An 18,747-nucleotide genomic window follows, 5' to 3' on the forward strand; every position below is an offset into this window, starting at 1 on the left:
ATGCAGACCACCCTGAGCGACAACGCCCGCCAGCTGCCCCGCGCCGAGGAAGCCGAAAGCATTCTGCGCAGTTGCGTGCATTGCGGTTTTTGCAACGCCACCTGCCCGACTTATCAGTTGCTCGGCGATGAACTGGACGGCCCTCGCGGCCGGATCTATCTCATCAAGCAGGTGCTGGAAGGCAACGAAGTCACGGAAAAAACCCAGCTGCATCTGGACCGTTGCCTGTCCTGTCGCAACTGCGAAACCACCTGCCCGTCCGGCGTGGATTATCACAATCTGCTGGATATTGGTCGTGCCGTGGTGGATGCCGCCGTGCCGCGTCCACTGGGCCAGCGCCTGCTGCGTGAAAGCCTGCGCGCGGTGGTGCCCAACGCGACATTGTTCAAATCCCTGACGCAACTGGGTAACACTTTTCGCCCGCTGCTGCCCGGCAGCCTGAAGATCAAATTGCCGTCGAACATTACCCCGGCCAAGGCACGGCCTGCGGTTCGCCATGCGCGCAAGGTGTTGATGCTCGAAGGCTGCGTGCAACCTGGCCTGTCACCCAATACCAATGCCGCCACCGCGCGGGTGCTGGATCGCTTGGGCATCAGCGTCACGCCCATCGCCCAGGCCGGTTGCTGTGGCGCGGTGGATTATCACCTCAACGCGCAAGAGGCAGGCCTGAACCGGGCGCGACGCAACATCGACGCGTGGTGGCCGAGTGTCGAGGCCGGCGCCGAAGCCATCGTCCAGACTGCCAGTGGCTGCGGGGCTTTCGTCAAGGATTACGGGCATCTGCTCAGCGACGACCCAACCTATGCCAGCAAGGCGCAACGCATCAGCGCGTTGACCAAGGACCTCGTCGAAGTGCTGCGCGATGAACCTCTGGAAAATCTCGGGGTTGCCAGCGACCTGCGTCTGGCGTTTCACTGCCCCTGCACCTTGCAGCATGCGCAGAAGCTCGGCGGTGCCGTGGAAAGCGTACTATCGCGACTCGGCTTCAACCTGACCGCCGTGCCGGACGCGCATCTGTGCTGCGGTTCGGCGGGCACGTATTCGATCACGCAACCGGAGCTTTCCCAACGCCTGCGCGATAACAAAATGAACGCACTGGAAAGCGGTCGGCCGGAGGTCATCGCTACCGCCAATATCGGCTGCCAGACCCATTTGGCGGGCGCAGGCCGCACCCCGGTACGGCACTGGATCGAACTGATCGAAGAAGCCTTGCACTAAAGACTTATCCCTCAACAACAATCTTGTGGAGACACCGATGAAAACCAAAGCAGTCCTGACCCAGACCGAAGTCACCCAAATCCTCGCCGCCGCACGTACCGAAGCCAACAGCAACAGCTGGGCGGTTTCCATCGCCGTGGTGGACGATGGTGGTCACTTGCTGGGCTTCGAACGCCTGGATGGTTGCGCGCCAATTGGTGGCTACATCTCGATCGAAAAAGCCCGCACCTCGGCGCTGGGCCGTCGCGAATCCAAAGGTTACGAAGAAATGGTCAACGGCGGCCGCACCGCCTTTCTGTCCGCACCGCTGCTGACTTCCCTGGAAGGCGGCGTGCCGCTGATCGTCGACGGTCAAGTGATCGGCGCAGTGGGCGTGTCCGGAGTCAAGGCTGATCAGGATGCACAAGTGGCCAAGGCTGGCGTTGCCGCGATCGGCTGATTATCTGTACGAGCGCTTACCCGCAACTGTGTAGGACCGGCTTTAGCCGGGAGGCCGTTCTTCGCGGCTAAAACCGCTCCTACGATCCGAGCGCTCATTCATCATCTCGGCAAGCAGATCCACCGCATCCCGCTCGCCAACATCCACTCAAACGGAGAACCCCAGATGACCGATTTCGTCCAATGCCAACGCCTCAAGGTGGCAGTCAATCTGCAACGCTTCGTCAACGACGATGTACTGCCCGGCACGGGCCTGGATCAAGACGCTTTCTGGGCCGGATTCGACGCGCTGGTTCACGAGCTGGCGCCGATCAACCGCAAGCTGCTCGCCGAACGCGACCGCCTGCAAATCGAACTGGACAAGTGGCACAAGGCTAATCCCGGCCCTATCACGGATATGCCGGCCTACCGCAGCTTTCTCGAATCCATTGGCTATCTGCTGCCGGTTCCAGAGCAGGTCGCGGCGACCACCGCCAACGTCGACATCGAAATCAGCGAACAGGCTGGCCCGCAATTGGTGGTGCCAGCGGTCAACGCCCGCTATGCCCTGAACGCCGCCAATGCGCGCTGGGGTTCGTTGTATGACGCGCTGTACGGCACCGATGCCATTTCCAGCGCCAACGGCGCCGACATCAGCGCCGGTTACAACCCGCTGCGCGGCGCCAAAGTCATCGCCGCCGCCCGCGCCCTGCTCGACGAAGCAGCACCGCTGCTCAAAGGCTCCCACGTCGATGCCACCGGCTACAGCGTCGCAAGCGGCGAGCTCAGCGTAACCTTGGCCGATGGCAGCCAGACGGCCCTGCAACAGCCGGAAAAATACCTCGGTTATCAAGGCGAACTGAACCAGCCCAAGGCGATTCTGCTGAAGAATCATGGCCTGCACATCGAGATCCAGATCGACCCGCAAAGCCCCATCGGCAGCAGCGATCCGGCAGGCGTGAAAGATTTGCTCCTGGAAGCCGCCGTCTCGACCATCATCGACTGCGAAGACTCCGTGGCGGCCGTGGATGCTGACGACAAAATCTCGGTCTATCGCAATTGGCTGGGCCTGATGAAAGGCGACCTGACCGAAGATCTGGTCAAGGCTGGCAAGACCATTACCCGTCGTCTCAACGCTGACCGCCAATACACTCGCGCCAGCGGCGGCGAAATCAAACTGCACGGCCGCTCCTTGCTGTTCATCCGCAACGTCGGCCACTTGATGACCAATCCGGCGATTGTCGACGGCGAAGGCCACGAGATTCCCGAAGGCATTCTCGACGGCGTAATCACCAGCCTGATCGCCTTGCACGACCTGCAACGGCGCGGCAACTCGCGCACCGGCAGCGTGTACATCGTCAAGCCGAAGATGCACGGCCCGCTGGAAGTAGCGTTCGCCGAGCAGCTGTTCAGCGGCATCGAAGACATCCTCAAGCTGCCGCGCAACACCTTGAAAATGGGGATCATGGACGAAGAGCGGCGCACCAGTGTCAACCTCAAGGCGTGCATCAATGCAGCGTCGGCGCGGGTGGCGTTCATCAACACCGGTTTCCTGGATCGCACCGGCGACGAGATTCACAGCGCCATGCAGGCCGGTCCGATGCTGCGCAAGGGCGATATAAAAAACACGCCATGGATCAAGGCTTACGAGCGCAGCAACGTGCTGGTCGGCCTGGCCTGCGGCCTGCGCGGCCGGGCCCAGATCGGCAAAGGTATGTGGGCCATGCCGGATCGCATGGCGGACATGCTCGAACAGAAAATCGCTCACCCCAAATCAGGCGCGACCACCGCCTGGGTGCCCTCGCCGACCGCCGCAACCTTGCACGCGCTGCACTATCACAAGGTCGACGTCCGGGCGATTCAGGAAGACCTTGAACACGTCAACCTGAACAGCGTCAGCGAAGAGATCCTCAACGATCTGCTGACCATTCCGGTGGCGGCAGAAGCCAAGTGGAGCACCGAGCAGATTCGCGAAGAAGTGGAAAACAACGCGCAGGGTTTGCTGGGCTATGTGGTGCGCTGGGTAGAGCAAGGCGTCGGTTGCTCCAAGGTGCCGGACATCCACAACGTCGGCCTCATGGAAGACCGCGCGACCCTGCGCATTTCCAGCCAGCACATTGCCAACTGGCTGCATCACAAAGTCATCGACGAAGGGTTTACCCGCGGCATTCTGGAACAGATGGCCAAAGTGGTGGACAAGCAAAACGCAGGCGACTCGCACTACACGCCGATGGCGGCTGACTTCAAGAACTCGGTAGCGTTCCAGGCGGCGTGTGCGCTGGTGTTCAAGGGTCTGGAACAGCCGAGCGGCTATACCGAACCGTTGCTGCATGAGTTTCGGTTGGAGTTCAAGAAGGCGCAGTGATCGAAGCTCTGTTGGAGCGAGGCTTGCCCGCGAATCGACCGTAGGTGCGGCCGTAGGAGCGACCGTAGGTGCGACCGTAGGAGCGACTTTAGTCGCGAGAGCATCAATTGCTCTCCCGGCTAAAGCCGGTCCTACATCAAGCTCGCTCTCGCGCCGTCAAGAACTCTCCCGCACCACCAACTCAAACCCCAGGTCCACCTGGGGTTGTTGCGCAACGCCATCGATCAAACCCAACAGCAACTGCGCGGCGCGTTGCCCGACTTCCTCGCGGGGGGTGCGGATCGAGGTCAGGCGCGGGACCATGTGCGCCGATCCCGGTAAATCATTGAAACCGATCAGCGACACCCGATCAGGAATCGCGATGCCATGGCGCAATGCCTCCAGCGCAGCGCCCTGGGCCAGGTCGTCGTTACAGAAAAACACTCCGTCCACGTCTGGATGCTCAGTCATCAGCGTCATGAACAACTCGCCACCCAGCCCGATTGACGAAGGCTGCGGCGTGGAAACCTGCAGTTCAGGATCATAGAGACCCTCTTCCTCCAGCGCCTGGCGAAATCCCTGGCCCCGAAGCAGCACACGCGGGTCAAGCTGCGCGGCGATGTAAGCAAGACGCTTGCGCCCTCGCCCCAACAGGTGTCGCGCGGCCTCGGCCCCGGCCTGTTCTTGGGAAAAGCCGACGCAGTAAGCGCCGCGTACCGTATCCAGTTCCATCATGTGTACACAGGGCACACCGCTGGCCGCCAGCAACTGACGCAACGCAGGCGTGTGGTCGAATCCGGTCAGCAACATGCCGCGCGGCCGATTCGCCAGATAATTGCGCAGCAGGTTTTCCTCTTCTACGGGCGAGTAGTGATAGTTGCCGATCACCACTTCCAGGCCGCGAGTGCGCAACACGTTTTGAATCGCTTCCAGAGTCTCGATGAACAGCTGGTTGGACAGTGAAGGCACCAGCACCACCACGGTCTGGCTTTGCGAAGAGGCCAACGCCCGCGCCGCCGGGTTGGCGACATAGCCGAGGCTCTGCGCGGCGGCGCGAACCTTCTCTACCAACTCGGGCGCAACCGTCGTGACGCCGCGCAAAGCACGGGATGCCGTGATGGGGGAAACAGCCGCCAGACGTGCGACTTCGTTGAGGGTCGGACGACCGGTGGAGCGGGAACCAATGCGTGTCATGCGTTGCCAACTAACATAGGGATGAGCAAGGGGGTTGCCAAACGTGGCGAATGGGCTCTAAGGTAGCGCTGTCTCACGGCCCCTACAACGCTTTTTCGCAGGTCATGTAACTGACGTGAGTAGCTCCGATGACGACCGATGTGACTAAAACAATGACAAGAACTGGAAGCAGGCCTGACTGTACTTTTGTCCAAAACGACAAAGACAGCGCTGTCTCCGGAAGAGGTGGAAAATTGTGACAACTGCGAACTCTGCAATTACCGCCCTCGTGGTGATGGGTGTTTCCGGCTGCGGCAAAAGTGTCGTTGGCGCTGAAATCGCCTTGAACAGCGGGGGCCGCCTGATCGAAGGCGATGCCTTTCATCCGCCAGCCAACATCGAAAAGATGAGCGCTGGACACCCTCTCAACGATGAAGACCGTGCTGGCTGGCTGACCCGTCTGGGCGAAGAAATGGCCACTGCCCTGCGCAACGGTGAACATCCGGTGCTGACCTGCTCCGCGCTCAAACTCATTTATCGTGAACGCCTGCGTCAAGCTGTGCCGGGCCTTGGCTTTGTGTTCCTGGAGCTGACCAAGGAAGTCGCCACGGAGCGCTGTTCACATCGCCCGGGCCATTTCATGCCCGCCAGCCTGGTCGATAGCCAGTTCGCCACCCTCGAGCCTCCTTATGGCGAAGATCGCACTTTGGTGGTCGATGCCACCCAGCCGATCAGCTCAATTGGCAAGCAAGCCGCCGACTGGTGGAAAGCGTCCAAAGCCGACTAAAGGCGTGAGCGCGAAAGACAGCGCTGTCTCATCGCCGAAACAGGCCGATGTGGCAGCGTCAACAGTAGCTCCATAAAAAACAATGACAACCGGAGAGACATCCAATGTTCGGCATGAGCCATGACACGTACCTGTTGGTCGATGCGGTGGTAACCATCATCGGCCTGATTTTGTTGATCACCAAATTCAAGGTCCACCCTTTCATTGCGCTGACGATTGCCGCAGGCTTTCTCGGCCTGACTTCCGGCATGCCGGTGGACAAAGTAATGAAAGCCTTCCAGGACGGCTTCGGCGGCGTACTGGGCTTCGTCGGTATCATCCTCGGCCTGGGCACCATGCTCGGCAAGCTGATGGCGGACTCCGGTGGCGCAGACCAGATTGCCCAGACCCTGATTCGGGTATTCGGCAAACAGCGCGTGCACTGGGCAATGATGTTCGCCGCATTCCTGGTGGGTATCCCGTTGTTCTTCGAGATCGGCTTCGTCCTGCTGATTCCGTTGGTGTACATCGTGGCGCGCCGCACTGGCGTATCCATCGTCAAGATCGGCATTCCGTTGCTGGCTGGCCTGTCAGCCGTACACGGCCTGGTTCCGCCGCATCCGGGTCCGCTGCTGGCCATCGGGATCTTCGGTGCTGACATCGGCAAGACCATTTTCTACGGTCTGCTGGTTGCCTTGCCGACCGCGATCATCGCCGGTCCGATCTACGGCAAATGGATTTCCAAATACGTACCTGGTACGCCATCGCCGGAACTGATGGAACAGATTGGCAAGGAATCAACCGCAACGAACCTGCCTGGCTTCGGTATCACCCTGGTGACGATCCTGTTGCCGGTGTTCCTGATGCTGCTCAAGACGTTCGCCGATATCGTGCTGCCGGAAGGCAATACCTTCCGCATCTGGATGGACTTCATCGGCCACCCGATCACCGCCCTGCTCGCGGCCCTGCTGCTGGCGTTCTACACCTTTGGCGCGGCCCGTGGTTTTGATCGCAGCAAGATCATGAAACTGCTGGATCAGAGCCTGACACCGGTTGCAGCCATCGTGCTGATCGTCGGTGCGGGTGGTGGCTTCAAGCAAATGCTGGTGGCCAGCGGCGTGGGCGACCTGATCGGTCACATGGCAGTGCAGGCGCAGATCAACCCGATCATGCTGGCCTGGCTGGTGGCAGCGGTGATTCGTATCGCGACCGGTTCGGCCACTGTGGCGACCATTACGGGTGCGGGCATCGTTGCTCCGGTGGTAGGCCTGATTCCGGGCGTTAACCGTGAGTTGTTGGTCCTGGCGACCGGTGCGGGTTCGTTGATTCTGTCTCATGTCAACGACGCGGGTTTCTGGCTGGTGAAACAGTACTTCAACATGACCGTGACCGAGACGTTCAAGACCTGGACCGTGATGGAGACCATCCTTTCGGTGGTGGGCATCATCTTTATCATGTTGTTGTCGATGCTGGTTTGAATTGTTTCTAAACCTCGAGCATATCCAGAAGCAAGGGTGACGCGAATTCACCTTTGCGCCCTTACGGCGCGTTACTTTGTCTTGGCAAAGTAACCAAACCGTCCGCTCCTTTGTCCGGGTCTTCGCCAAGGCTCAGACTTACCTCGCTCCGGCATTGCTCCGTGGGTCGCCGCAAAGGGCCATCCCTGGCCCAGTGCGGCTAACTCGGCATCCTTGCCGAGTCCCCCACTGCGCAATGCCTGCGCTCGGCCGTCCACAAGTCGCAATTGTGTCGCCCATGCGATCTGCGCACATTCACCGGCCCGAGATTTGAAGTGAGTAGGTAGAAAATACCGCCTGAAAAAGCCGCAACGCGGATTCGGATTTGGTTTTGCTTTTCCGTGCCGCGATCTGGCAGACACCGACAATCGAGCGTCGGGAGGCTGAGCGCAGGTGTTGTGGTGTGGGTCGCTCGGCATGGATGCCGAGCGAGCGCCGTTGGGCCATGGATGGCCCGTCGGCGCGTGCCCACACCACGGCACCGGAGCGAAGGAACCGCCGCGAAGCGGGGGCCGGACGTCAGCGAAAATGGTTTTGGTTACTTTTGTCGAAACAAAAGTGACCCGGCCGTCAGGACGGAACCTCAATAAGCCGCCCCGCAAATGCTGTTGGTGCCACTCCAATCGAGGCAACTCAAACAGAATCAACACTGCTTAGCGATACTCACACAGGTAAGCCGTATCAACCGCTACCTTGAGCTGGAACTTGCTATTGGCCGGCACGTTGAACTGGCTGCCGGTGGCGAACTTTTCCCAGTCTGTGCTATCTGGAAGCTTGACGCTCAGCTCGCCAGAGATAACGTGCATGATTTCCCGTTGTGCTGTGCCGAATTCGTATTCGCCTGCCGCCATGACGCCGATGGTGGCCTGGCCTTCAGCCTGGCTGAACGCGATGGATTTGACGGTGCCGTCGAAGTACTCGTTGACTTTGAACATGGCGATTCCTCGAAAAGGGCTGTTAAAAAGGGCCGGCCAGTATGCCCAACGCATAAAAGCCCGTCACCCGCTTTAAGCGTTGCAGTGCATTCAATTGGGCAGAATCAACGGCAGAAGACGGGCGGTGTTGCGTGCATCAACCAAGGCTCGATGCTGTTGCCCACTGAACTGCATGCCTGCCAGTTGCAGTGCGCCATTGAGGCCCAGCGGGCGTTGCAATTGACGCGCCTGAGCGAAGCGTTGCCGGAGATTGACGTGAGGCAGCGTGCTCAGAACGCTGGTCAACCCGTGCTGCCGCCATTCCTGCTCGAACTGCTGGCGATCGTAATCGCCCCAGCTGGCCCAACCGACGATATGCGCCTGATGATGACTCAGCCAGCGTTCGAACAGCGGCCAGACTGCCGTGAGCGGTGCTGCGCTGTCGATGTTGCTTTGACTGATATGGGTCAGTTCCCGACAGAAATTGGTCAGCAGTGGGCGGCGCACCGGTCGCACGAAGCGTTCGAAGTGATCCAGCTCGCGTCCATCCTGATTGACGAGGGTAGCGCCGATTTCAATGATTTCCATTTCTGCCACGGGCCATCCGCCTTCATCCGTGGTGGCCTCCAGATCTATCACCAACCAGTGCGGCATGTGCGGCTCCTTTCCATCAAATCGACGTGGTCTGGAGTGGAGGGTAGTCACATTCGGCTCATTACGTCCAATCAGGCCTGAAACGGCGCGACTTCCAGCAATACCTGCCGTCCTTTGACCTGGTCGCCGCGGGTCACCTGAACCTGACGAATGACCCCGGCGATTCCGGCCTTGAGTGGCTGCTCCATTTTCATCGCTTCGAGCACCACCAGCAGCTGACCCTGGCTGACCGTCGCGCCCTCGCTGACCAATACCTGGACAATCGAGCCGTCCATGGGCGCCCTGACTGTTCCGGAACCGGCGAGGGCCGGACCGATGATTGTGTCATGGGTGCGATCGACAAAATGCAACGCACCGGACTCGTCGTGCAGCCACAAATTCTTGCCCTGAAAATGGCAGGCATAGCGACGTCGAACCCCGTCGATTTCTACATGGGCCGAGCGTCCGTCGGCCTCCAGTACCTGAACGCTGTGGGCGCTGTCGGCGATGGTCAGGTCCAGGCGCGCGCCGTTGCGGATCAGATTCACTTCCATGACCCGCGCATCGTGGCCCAGCAGGTAACGACGTTGCTCCGGCCCCGTATTGCTCCAGCCCGCCGGTTTGGAAGGGTGGGCGCTGGCCGAGCCCTGATAGAACAGGGCCGTCGCGAGGGCCAGTTGCGAGGCCTTGGCAATCTGCGGCAACAGGCTCGCGTCGTCGCGCAGATGCAGGCCAATGAAACCGGTGCCAACCTGCCCGTCGACAAAAGCCTGATGTTCCAGCACGCCCGCCAGCAGCCGCTGATTGGTCTGTACGCCCAGTAGCACGCTGCTTTGCACGGCGCGCAGGAGTTTGCGTCGCGCCTCTTCGCGGGTTGCGCCGTGAGCGATGATCTTGCCCAGCAGCGGATCGTAGAACGGGCTGATGGCCTGATCTTCGAGCAAACCGTGATCGACTCGCACACCCTCGAACAGCAGCGGCTCCCAGCGCAACACTCGACCGGTCTGCGGCAGGAAACCTCGCGCCGGATCTTCAGCGTACAGCCGCGCCTCGATGGCGTGACCGTTCAGCTGAATCTGCTCCTGGCGCAACGGCAGGGGTTCACCCGCCGCCACCCTGATTTGCCAGGCCACCAGATCCTGTCCGGTGATCATTTCGGTGACCGGATGCTCGACCTGCAGGCGGGTGTTCATTTCCAGGAAGTAGAATTGACCGTCATCGGTGAGCAAGAACTCCACCGTGCCGGCGCCCTGATAGCTGACCGTTCGGGCTGCCGTCATGGCTGCGTTGCCCATGGCTTCGCGCAACTGCGGGCTGACCGCCGGGCTGGGCGCTTCTTCGATGACTTTGCGGTGGCGGCGCTGCACCGAGCAATCGCGCTCGCCGAGAAACACCAGGTTGCCGTGGCTGTCGCCGAAAACCTGCACCTCGACATGCCGGGGATCGATCAGCGCTTGCTCCAGAATCAACTCCGCCGAACCGAATGCGTTCTGCGCCTCGGCACGCGCGGTGTTGAGCCGCTCCAGCAACTGACCATCATGCTCTACCAGGCGCATGCCGCGGCCGTCACCTCCAGCACTGGCCTTGATCAGCACTGGATAGCCGATCCGCCGCGCTTCGCGGCTCAAGGTCTGATCGTCCTGTTCGACACCCTGATAACCGGCGACGCACTGCACGCCGGCCGCAATCATGGCCAGTTTTGACAAACGCTTGCTGCCCATCAGTTCGATGGCTTCAACGCTGGGGCCTATGAACACCAGGTCGGCAGCTTCGCAGGCACGGGCGAATTCGGCGCTTTCCGAGAGAAAGCCGTAACCGGGATGAATGGCGTTAGCGCCGGTACGCTGCGCGGCGTCGAGAATGACCTCGATATTCAGATATGACTGCTGCACCGTGGGTGCCCCGATGCACACCGCTTCGTCAGCCATTTGCACGTGCCGGGCGTCGCTGTCGGCGGCACTGAAGATCGCCACCGTTCGATAACCCAGATCGCGGGCGGTGGCGATGATGCGGCAGGCAATTTCCCCCCGATTGGCAATAAGAATCTTGTCGAAAACAGGCATGGGTCACTCCAGCGTTGGGGCAGGGCTCTTGGTTCTGGTTGGAACGGGGCCATTTTTATTGGGCGAAAGCGCTGTTCGGCCGACGGATGATCGGTTGCGGGGTTTGGACGCATCAACGCCGACCGTGTCTTGCACAGTAGCAGTGCAGTGATTTCCCGCACGACGCGCAGACCGTCGGCGAGGTCATTGGCGGATTTTCAGAGACGTTTCAGCGGAAAACCCCGCGAATTCATTCTTTTGGGCAATTGTTTAAACTTCGCAAAACGCCTAGTTTAGCTCGTTTGTTTTATTACTCTGAGGTGCGCAGTCTTGATGTATGTGTCTGTGCGAGAGGTTTGGCGGGCAGTTTTGATGTCCGCAGCGGTGTTGTTGTCCACGCAGGCAGCCGCCGAGCAAGTTGTGCGAATTGGTGCCGCGCACTTTCCGCCTTATACCATCCGGCCGGAAAAGGGCGAAGACACGGGGTTGCTGCCGGAATTGGCCGCGGCGTTGAATGCTGCGCAACACGACTATAAGTTCGTGCTGGTGCCGACTTCGATCCCGCGCCGCTTTCGGGATCTGGAGCAGGGTCGCATTGACATGGCGATCTTCGAGAATCCCGATTGGGGCTGGGAGCACATCGCTCACCAGGCTGTCGACATGAAGCTGGAGGACGCCGAGATTTTCGTCGCACGTAAAACGGAGGGGCGAGATCAGACGTATTTCAATGATTTTAACGGCAAGCATCTGGCCCTGTTCAGCGGCTACCACTACGCATTTGCGCAGTTCAATGCTGATCCTGCTTATCTCGCGGAGAACTTCAACGTAACCCTGACGTACTCCCACGACAGTAACCTGCTGATGGTTCTGCGCGGACGTACCGATATTGCGCTGGTAACGCGGTCATATTTGAGCGATTTTTTGGCGCGCAATCCAGGCGAAGCCCGACAACTGCTGGTTTCCGAACGTATCGATCAGGTGTATCGGCACTACGCGCTGCTGCGTCCGGGTGCGCCGATCACGGCTGAACGGTTCGACCGGTTATTGGCGAAGTTGCGCGATAACGGTCAGATGCAGAAGATTTTCCAGCCGTTTCGCATCGCGGTCACTGCGCCGCTGACCGAGTCTTCGGTGGTTGGCAAGCAAAGCCTCGAAGCGCCGTAGACTGCATCCGGCAGCTCAATAGCAAGAGGGCGATGCGGTTCAAGGCATCGCCCTGGGTATTCAGCGATCTTTGGCTTCCTTGGCATCCATCTCGGCATTGCGTTCATGGACGCGTTTGAGTTGTTCGTCAGTCAGCGGCAGTTTTTTTGCCGAATCACGCAGCATCATCAGCCCCCCGACGATCGAGCCGATTGCAACTACCAGAATTAACCAGGCATACCAGGGCATAGTGCTCTCCTTGTTGTGATACCGGTTTGAGCGCTGTCGCTGCTCAATGGTTCAAGTCTAGCCCCATCGCCCCTTGGTTGCTGTTGTTTGCAATACTGCGCCCGTTGAGGGCGTGTTCGTCGCCAATCGCTTCCGCACGCCGGATCGATTACCCGTCCGCAGACGGCTTCGGCTACAATGCGCGCCGATTTCGACCTACCAGAGAACCCGCTCATGTCCGCCTGCCAGACTCCTGTCATCGTCGCCCTGGATTTCCCGACCCGTGAGGCCGCCTTGAAGCTGGCCGACCAGCTCGACCCCAAGCTGTGCCGGGTCAAGGTCGGCAAGGAGCTGTTCACCAGCTGTGCGTCGGACATCGTGGAAACGTTGCGCGACAAGGGTTTTGAAGTGTTCCTGGACCTGAAATTCCATGACATCCCCAACACCACGGCGATGGCGGTCAAGGCCGCTGCGGAAATGGGCGTGTGGATGGTCAATGTGCATTGCTCGGGCGGTTTGCGCATGATGGCGGCTTGTCGCGATGTTCTGGATCAGCGCAGCGGTCCGAAACCATTGCTGATCGGCGTGACCGTTTTGACCAGCATGGAACGTGAAGATCTGGCCGGCATCGGTCTGGACGTCGATCCGCAGGTACAGGTTCTGCGCCTGGCAGCGTTGGCGGAAAAGGCCGGCATGGACGGCCTGGTTTGCTCGGCACTGGAAGCCCAGGCGCTGAAGGCCGCGCACCCGGCGCTGCAACTGGTGACGCCGGGGATTCGCCCGAGCGGCAGCGCCCAGGACGACCAGCGTCGCATCCTGACCCCGCGCCAGGCGCTGGACGCCGGTTCCGACTACCTCGTGATCGGTCGCCCGATCAGCCAGGCCGCCGATCCGGCCAAGGCGCTGGCGGCTGTGGTGGCCGAGCTGAATTTGCCGGGCTGATCGATTACCGGCCACTGAACTGTTGGAGGCTTGATGCCCGTGGGGCCGGATTTATCCGGGAAGGCGTCGACGCAGACACCACATCTGCGGCATCTGCGGGTTGCCCCCAAACATAGAATCCCCCACAGGGCTGAGTCAGATCTTCAACACCAACTTCCCGAAATTCTCGCCCTTGAACAGCTTGAGCAGGGTTTCCGGGAAGGTTTCCAGGCCTTCGACGATATCTTCTCGACTCTTGAGTTTGCCCTGAGCCATCCAGCCGGCCATTTCCTGGCCTGCTGCGGCGAAGCGGTCGGCGTAGTCCATCACCACAAAACCTTCCATGCGTGCCCGGTTCACCAGCAGCGACAGATAATTGCTCGGGCCTTTCACCGGCGAGGTGTTGTTGTACTGGCTGATCGCGCCGCAAATCACCACTCGGGCCTTGGGCGCCAGACGGCTGAGCACCACGTCGAGGATGTCGCCGCCAACGTTATCGAAATAAACGTTCACCCCATTCGGGCACTCGCGTTTCAGTCCCGCCAGGACGTCCTCGTTCTTGTAGTCGATAGCGCCGTCGAAACCCAGCTCGTCCACCAGCGACTGGCATTTTTCCTTGCCGCCGGCAATCCCCACCACGCGGCAACCCTTGATCCTGGCGATCTGCCCCGCGACGCTGCCGACCGCACCGGCCGCCCCAGAAATCACTACGGTATCGCCGCTTTGCGGGGCGCCGACATCCAGTAGCGCGAAGTACGCGGTCATGCCAGTCATGCCCAGCGCAGACAAGTATCTCGGCAGCGGCGCCAGTTTCGGATCGACCTTGTAGAAACCTTTGGGCTCGCCGAGGAAATAATCCTGAACACCCAGCGCGCCCTGAACGAAATCGCCTACCGCGAACTTGTCGTTGTCTGACGCGACCACTTCGCCCACACCCAGCGCGCGCATGACATCACCCAATCCCACCGGCGCGATGTAGGACTTGCCTTCGTTCATCCAGCCACGCATGGCCGGGTCCAACGACAAATAGTGGTTCCTGACCAGAATCTGCCCGGCCGAAACCTCGCCGACCGGCACTTCCTGATAGGTGAAATCTTCCCGGCTGACGCTGCCGACGGGACGTTTGGCGAGCAGGAATTGACGATTGGTCTGGGCGGTCATGGCAGGTCCTCACAAAAGGGCAAAAGGGCACAGCAGCAAACGATCATTGAAGTCGCTGCCCGAGGTAGACACAAGCAAAGGGCGTTCAGCGAATGCAAGCCGATCCAGCGAGATGATGAAGCGAGGTGATTTGTATCACTGCAATTCATGCTCCCCCAACCGAGCGCTTGATAGTGCTGACGGAGCAGGCCGGCCAGTGACTAGACTCAATGCTCTTTTCGATTGATCACTACAATAAGGACAATCCCGATGAGCATGACGTTTTCCGGTCAGGTGGCGTTGGTCACCGGCGCCGCAGCAGGCATTGGCCGCGCCACCGCCCTGGCATTCGCTGCGCAAGGGCTGAAGGTGGTGGTAGCGGATCTGGACAGCAACGGCGGTGAACGGACTGCGCAGCTGATTCACGAAGCGGGTGGCGAAGCATTGTTCGTGCGCTGCAATGTCACTCAGGAAAGCGAAGTGCGGCAATTGATGGAACGTGCAGTCGAGGTTTATGGCCGGGTTGATTACGCCTTTAATAATGCCGGGATCGAAATCGAAAAAGGCCGCTTGTCCGAAGGCAGCGAAGCTGAGTTTGACGCGATCATGGGCGTCAACGTCAAAGGCGTCTGGTTGTGCATGAAATACCAGTTGCCGCTGATGCTCGCCCAGGGCGGCGGGGCCATCGTCAACACGGCGTCGGTGGCGGGCCTGGGCGCGGCGCCGAAGATGAGCATCTACAGCGCGTCGAAACACGCAGTGATCGGCCTGACCAAATCCGCCGCCATCGAATATGCGAAGAAGAAAATCCGCGTCAATGCGGTTTGCCCGGCAGTCATCGACACCGACATGTTCCGCCGCGCCTGGGAATCGGATCCGAAGAAGGGCGAGTTCGCCGCCACCATGCATCCGGTCGGCCGCATCGGCAAGGTCGAAGAAATCGCCACTGCGGTGCTTTACCTGTGTTGCGACGGCGCCGCTTTCACCACCGGCCAGGCGCTGGCGGTTGATGGCGGGGTAACGGCGATGTGAGGCGCTGAATACGATCAGGCGCTCTCGCAACCGATCCCACCGCTTTGGATGTCAATCAGCTAAGCTCGGCGTGTTCCAAGCGCAGCGGTTTGGCGGCGCCTGATTTCCGGTTTTTCTGGAGCGTGTCGATGGATTCCCCGTGGTTGGCTTTTCCGCTGGTCAGCGCTTCGCTGGTCCTGGTCATCGACCTGACATTCTGGCAGTGGGTGGACCAGCGTTGGTTGCGCTGGAAGATGGTGGTGCGCCTGGGATTGTTCCTGCTGTTCAGCATGTGCTTGATTCAAGCCGGGTTGAGCCCCTTGAGCACGGTGCCGACCGAACTGCCGGTATCGCGTCATGTGCTGGCGACCACGTTGTCCATCGCCTGGTGGCTGTTTGGTGCGCGAACCTTGACGGTCCTCATCAGCGTGCTGCTGGCGCCGCGCATTGGTGGCAAGGGCCATCTGCTGCAAGACGTGCTGGGGGCGATCATCTTTCTTGTTGCATCGGTGGCGGCTGCGGCTTATGTGCTCGATCTGCCGGTCAAAGGCCTGCTGGCCACCTCCGGCGCCGTGGCGATCATTCTCGGCCTGGCGGTGCAGAGCACGTTGAGCGATGTGTTTTCCGGCATCGTGCTCAATGCCACCAAACCGTTTCGCGTTGATGACTGGATTCGTGTCGACGACATTGAAGGCAAAGTCATCGAAATTGACTGGCGCTCGACTCATTTGCTCACCTCTGAAGGCAGCATGGCAGTGATTCCCAACGCCATGGCCGCCAAGACGCGGATCGTCAATTTCAGTCGTCCGGATCATTTTCACGCGGTGACCCTGAGCCTCGAACTCTCCGTGCGCCTGCGCCCCAGCCTGGTTCTGGATGCCATCGGCAAGGCGCTGCAAGGTTGTCGGGAATTGCTGGTGCAACCTGCTGCCAGCGCAGTGGTGGTCAAGTCCGGGCTGCGCAGCGTCGAGTATGAAGTCACCGGCTATGTTCAGTCCCGGGACCGTCGTTCTGCAGTGCGTAATCAGTTGCATGACTTGATCTACCGCCAGCTGGCCGCCAGCGAAACACGCCAGGACCAGGTGCGGCCCGCGACTCGCGTTGCGGCAGTGCTCAACACGGTGGGTGCATTGCGCATGTTGAGCAACGCCGATCTGGCCGAACTTGAACGCAATATGCGCCTCAACGCCTTCCAGAGCCATGAAGTGATTCTGGCCGCAGGCGTCGTCCCTGATGCGCTGTACATCATCGAGTCCGGGATTGTTTCGGTGTCCATCGAGCGTCCCGAGGGCTGGCTGGAGGTCGGGCGCATGGGGCCCGGCGAACTGATGGGCGAAACCGGATTTGTCGATCAATCGCCGGCGATGGGGCGTTTCTGTGCCCTGACCGATTGCATGGTGTACCGCATCGCCCTGGCCGATCTGGAACCCTGGCTCAAGGATCATCCGGAATTGCGCGGCGCCTTGGCCGGGCTGGCGCGGTTCCGGGCCAAGGCCCGCGCGGCCATGCTCACCAACAAGCCGGCGGCGCCCGATCCCAATGGCTTTCTCAAATGGTTGCGCAAGGGCGTCACGCGCTTCCAGGCACCGCGAGAACCGCGCAAGACCGACAAACTCAGCTAACGTGGCGGTAATTAGTTATGTAGATCGACCACCAAGAGTGCTCTACATTACCTTGGCTTGCGACATAGCCCCCTTTCATTTCAAGCCTGAGTCAGTTGAATGTCTTCCATCTGCTTGCAGACGCTCCATCCCCAAGTACTGCGCCCTGGCGATGCCGTGGCGCTGGTTTCGCCAGCCGGTCCCGTGGCCGCTGAAAAAGTCGAATCGGCCGTGCAGGTGTTGCAAGGCTGGGGCTTGCGTCCTCGCGTCTATCCCCACGCGCTGGATCGTCACTCGTTTTACGCCGGCCGCGATGAAGATCGCGCCAGCGACCTGAATGATGCGCTGGCCGACCCTGAAATTCGCGGCGTCATCTGTAACCGTGGTGGTTATGGCGTGCAGCGCATCATCCAGCGTCTGGATTTCGAGGCGGTGCGCCGCGATCCGAAACTGGTGACGGGTTTTTCCGATATTACTGCGTTGCATGGGGCGCTCTGGACTCAGGCCCGGCTGGCAACTGTTCACGGACCGGTGGCGACCCAGCTCGAGCGCGGCGGCGTGTTTACCAGCGGCATGCGTCACGCACTGATGAGCACCGAACCGGTTCTGGTCGAGGCCAACGCAGACGAACCTACTTTCAATGTGCGTATCAAGGGATGTGCCTCGGGGAAATTGTTCGGCGGGAATCTGAGCATGCTCAGCACCTGTGTCGGCACTCCGTTCATGCCCGACCTGAACGGTGCCATTCTGCTGCTCGAAGACGTGGGCGAGGCGAGCTACCGGATTGATCGCATGCTGACCCATTTGCTCAACTGCGGCATCCTGCAGCGTCTGGCCGGTATCGCCGTGGGCCAGTTCAGTCTTCCGGGCAACGGGCTGAGTGCGGTATCAGCGTCCGAAGTATTGACTGAGCGTCTCGGTAAGCTGGGTATTCCAGTCCTGGGTGGTTTATCCATCGGACATGGCGCCAGCAATATCGCCGTGCCGTTGGGGACTGAAGCGACGCTTGATGCCGATGCGGGCACGCTGCTGGTAGCTGCCGCCGCTCGATAGTTTTTAGCTGCACCGGATCAGTACCGCGTTGCCCCTTGCCGGTACGAATCCGGACGAATTTTCGGGGATTTTTGATAGCCGGCAGTGCCTGATTTCTGCGCGCCGACTTGGACCGTCCTGAAAGCGACTTCGACGTAGCTTTTTGCCATTATTCCGACGGCAAAGACTTGTATCTGCCGTGAGCCATTGCGAATCTGCACGATTATTGTATGGCCTGTATCAAAGGCCAGAGTGCCTACGGTATTCACAGGGGATGCGACGCTATGATTTCGGCCGTGCAAGCACGATTCGCTAATCTGGGGATGGCGAAAAAACTGGGCGTGGGTTTCACGCTGGTTCTGCTATTGACCGTTCTGGTGGCAGCCATCGGTGTCTGGTCGTTGAAAAACATCAGCGTCCATTTCGATGGATTGAAGCAGATGTCCGCGCTGAACAGCGGCGTGCTCAAAGTCAGGCTGCTGGAGCAGGACTATGCGCTGCGCAGCGATCCGAAAATCGTTGAAGAACTGCACGCTGGCGTCGAAAACCTGAACCTCCTCGCTGAAAACCTCAAGAGCCAGTCGCCCGCCAACCAGCAGATGATGACTCAGGTTCAGCAAGGCCTGGCCGCGTACCGCAAATCCTTC

The 18,747-nt window shown here is 60.1% G+C and carries 16 protein-coding genes; 10 read left to right on the top strand and 6 right to left on the bottom strand.

The window, feature by feature from the left end:
* The 3 genes from glcF (at position 1) to CFII64_RS21030 (ending at position 4,000) form a co-directional block, all read left to right on the top strand.
* Entirely contained in the window at positions 1-1,218 is a 1,218-nt protein-coding gene (gene glcF / locus CFII64_RS21020; protein WP_020292859.1) for a glycolate oxidase subunit GlcF, read from the top strand.
* Between the two features lie 37 nt (positions 1,219-1,255).
* Complete coding sequence (locus CFII64_RS21025) at positions 1,256-1,657, top strand: heme-binding protein (protein ID WP_020292860.1); 402 nt, start codon at positions 1,256-1,258, stop codon at positions 1,655-1,657.
* A gap of 165 nt (positions 1,658-1,822) precedes the next feature.
* Positions 1,823-4,000, top strand: a complete 2,178-nt coding sequence (locus CFII64_RS21030) for a malate synthase G (protein WP_020292861.1) — start codon at positions 1,823-1,825, stop codon at positions 3,998-4,000.
* A gap of 156 nt (positions 4,001-4,156) precedes the next feature.
* On the opposite strand, the gene CFII64_RS21035 is transcribed toward CFII64_RS21030, so the two are convergent.
* Positions 4,157-5,173: a LacI family DNA-binding transcriptional regulator gene (locus CFII64_RS21035; RefSeq protein WP_020292862.1), complete on the bottom strand. Its 1,017-nt coding sequence runs from the start codon at positions 5,171-5,173 to the stop codon at positions 4,157-4,159.
* 274 nt (positions 5,174-5,447) lie between these two features.
* Here CFII64_RS21035 and CFII64_RS21040 point away from each other — a divergent pair, with 274 nt between their 5' ends.
* On the top strand, positions 5,448-5,939 hold the full coding sequence (locus CFII64_RS21040) for a gluconokinase (RefSeq protein WP_020292863.1): 492 nt from the start codon (positions 5,448-5,450) through the stop codon (positions 5,937-5,939).
* Between the two features lie 104 nt (positions 5,940-6,043).
* Positions 6,044-7,396 (top strand): GntP family permease, encoded by a 1,353-nt coding sequence (locus tag CFII64_RS21045; RefSeq protein ID WP_020292864.1) that lies wholly within the window; start codon positions 6,044-6,046, stop codon positions 7,394-7,396.
* 692 nt (positions 7,397-8,088) lie between these two features.
* Here CFII64_RS21045 and CFII64_RS21050 read toward each other — a convergent pair.
* The 3 genes from CFII64_RS21050 to CFII64_RS21060 form a co-directional block, all read right to left on the bottom strand.
* Positions 8,089-8,370, bottom strand: a complete 282-nt coding sequence (locus tag CFII64_RS21050) for a pyrimidine/purine nucleoside phosphorylase (protein WP_020292865.1) — start codon at positions 8,368-8,370, stop codon at positions 8,089-8,091.
* A gap of 90 nt (positions 8,371-8,460) precedes the next feature.
* The gene (locus CFII64_RS21055) at positions 8,461-9,003 is read right to left on the bottom strand and encodes an exonuclease domain-containing protein (RefSeq protein WP_020292866.1); all 543 of its coding nucleotides are present in this window, start codon (positions 9,001-9,003) and stop codon (positions 8,461-8,463) included.
* Positions 9,004-9,074: 71 nt separating this feature from the next.
* A complete protein-coding gene (locus tag CFII64_RS21060; RefSeq protein WP_020292867.1) occupies positions 9,075-11,045 on the bottom strand; it encodes an acetyl/propionyl/methylcrotonyl-CoA carboxylase subunit alpha in 1,971 nt (656 codons plus the stop codon).
* Between the two features lie 351 nt (positions 11,046-11,396).
* On the opposite strand from CFII64_RS21060, the gene CFII64_RS21065 reads away from it, so the two are divergent.
* The gene (locus CFII64_RS21065; protein ID WP_020292868.1) at positions 11,397-12,188 is read left to right on the top strand and encodes an ABC transporter substrate-binding protein; all 792 of its coding nucleotides are present in this window, start codon (positions 11,397-11,399) and stop codon (positions 12,186-12,188) included.
* Positions 12,189-12,248: 60 nt separating this feature from the next.
* Here CFII64_RS21065 and CFII64_RS21070 read toward each other — a convergent pair whose 3' ends face one another.
* Entirely contained in the window at positions 12,249-12,416 is a 168-nt protein-coding gene (locus CFII64_RS21070) for a DUF2897 family protein (protein ID WP_020292869.1), read from the bottom strand.
* A gap of 213 nt (positions 12,417-12,629) precedes the next feature.
* Between CFII64_RS21070 and pyrF the strand changes: the two genes are divergently transcribed.
* Positions 12,630-13,337, top strand: coding sequence for an orotidine-5'-phosphate decarboxylase (gene pyrF / locus CFII64_RS21075; protein ID WP_020292870.1), 708 nt, complete (start codon positions 12,630-12,632; stop codon positions 13,335-13,337).
* Between the two features lie 135 nt (positions 13,338-13,472).
* Here pyrF and CFII64_RS21080 read toward each other — a convergent pair whose 3' ends face one another.
* Positions 13,473-14,477, bottom strand: coding sequence for an NADP-dependent oxidoreductase (locus CFII64_RS21080; protein ID WP_020292871.1), 1,005 nt, complete (start codon positions 14,475-14,477; stop codon positions 13,473-13,475).
* 249 nt (positions 14,478-14,726) lie between these two features.
* Here CFII64_RS21080 and CFII64_RS21085 point away from each other — a divergent pair, with 249 nt between their 5' ends.
* The 3 genes from CFII64_RS21085 to CFII64_RS21095 all read left to right on the top strand — a co-directional run bounded on the left by CFII64_RS21085 (position 14,727) and on the right by CFII64_RS21095 (position 18,121).
* Positions 14,727-15,488, top strand: coding sequence for an SDR family oxidoreductase (locus CFII64_RS21085; protein ID WP_020292872.1), 762 nt, complete (start codon positions 14,727-14,729; stop codon positions 15,486-15,488).
* A gap of 128 nt (positions 15,489-15,616) precedes the next feature.
* Positions 15,617-17,089, top strand: a complete 1,473-nt coding sequence (locus CFII64_RS21090) for a mechanosensitive ion channel domain-containing protein (RefSeq protein ID WP_020292873.1) — start codon at positions 15,617-15,619, stop codon at positions 17,087-17,089.
* A 99-nt stretch (positions 17,090-17,188) separates the two neighbouring features.
* Entirely contained in the window at positions 17,189-18,121 is a 933-nt protein-coding gene (locus tag CFII64_RS21095; RefSeq protein WP_020292874.1) for an LD-carboxypeptidase, read from the top strand.
* The last annotated feature ends 626 nt before the right edge of the window (positions 18,122-18,747 follow it).

It is taken from the genome of Pseudomonas sp. CFII64 (genome assembly GCF_000416235.1).
Taxonomy (GTDB): Bacteria; Pseudomonadota; Gammaproteobacteria; order Pseudomonadales; family Pseudomonadaceae; genus Aquipseudomonas.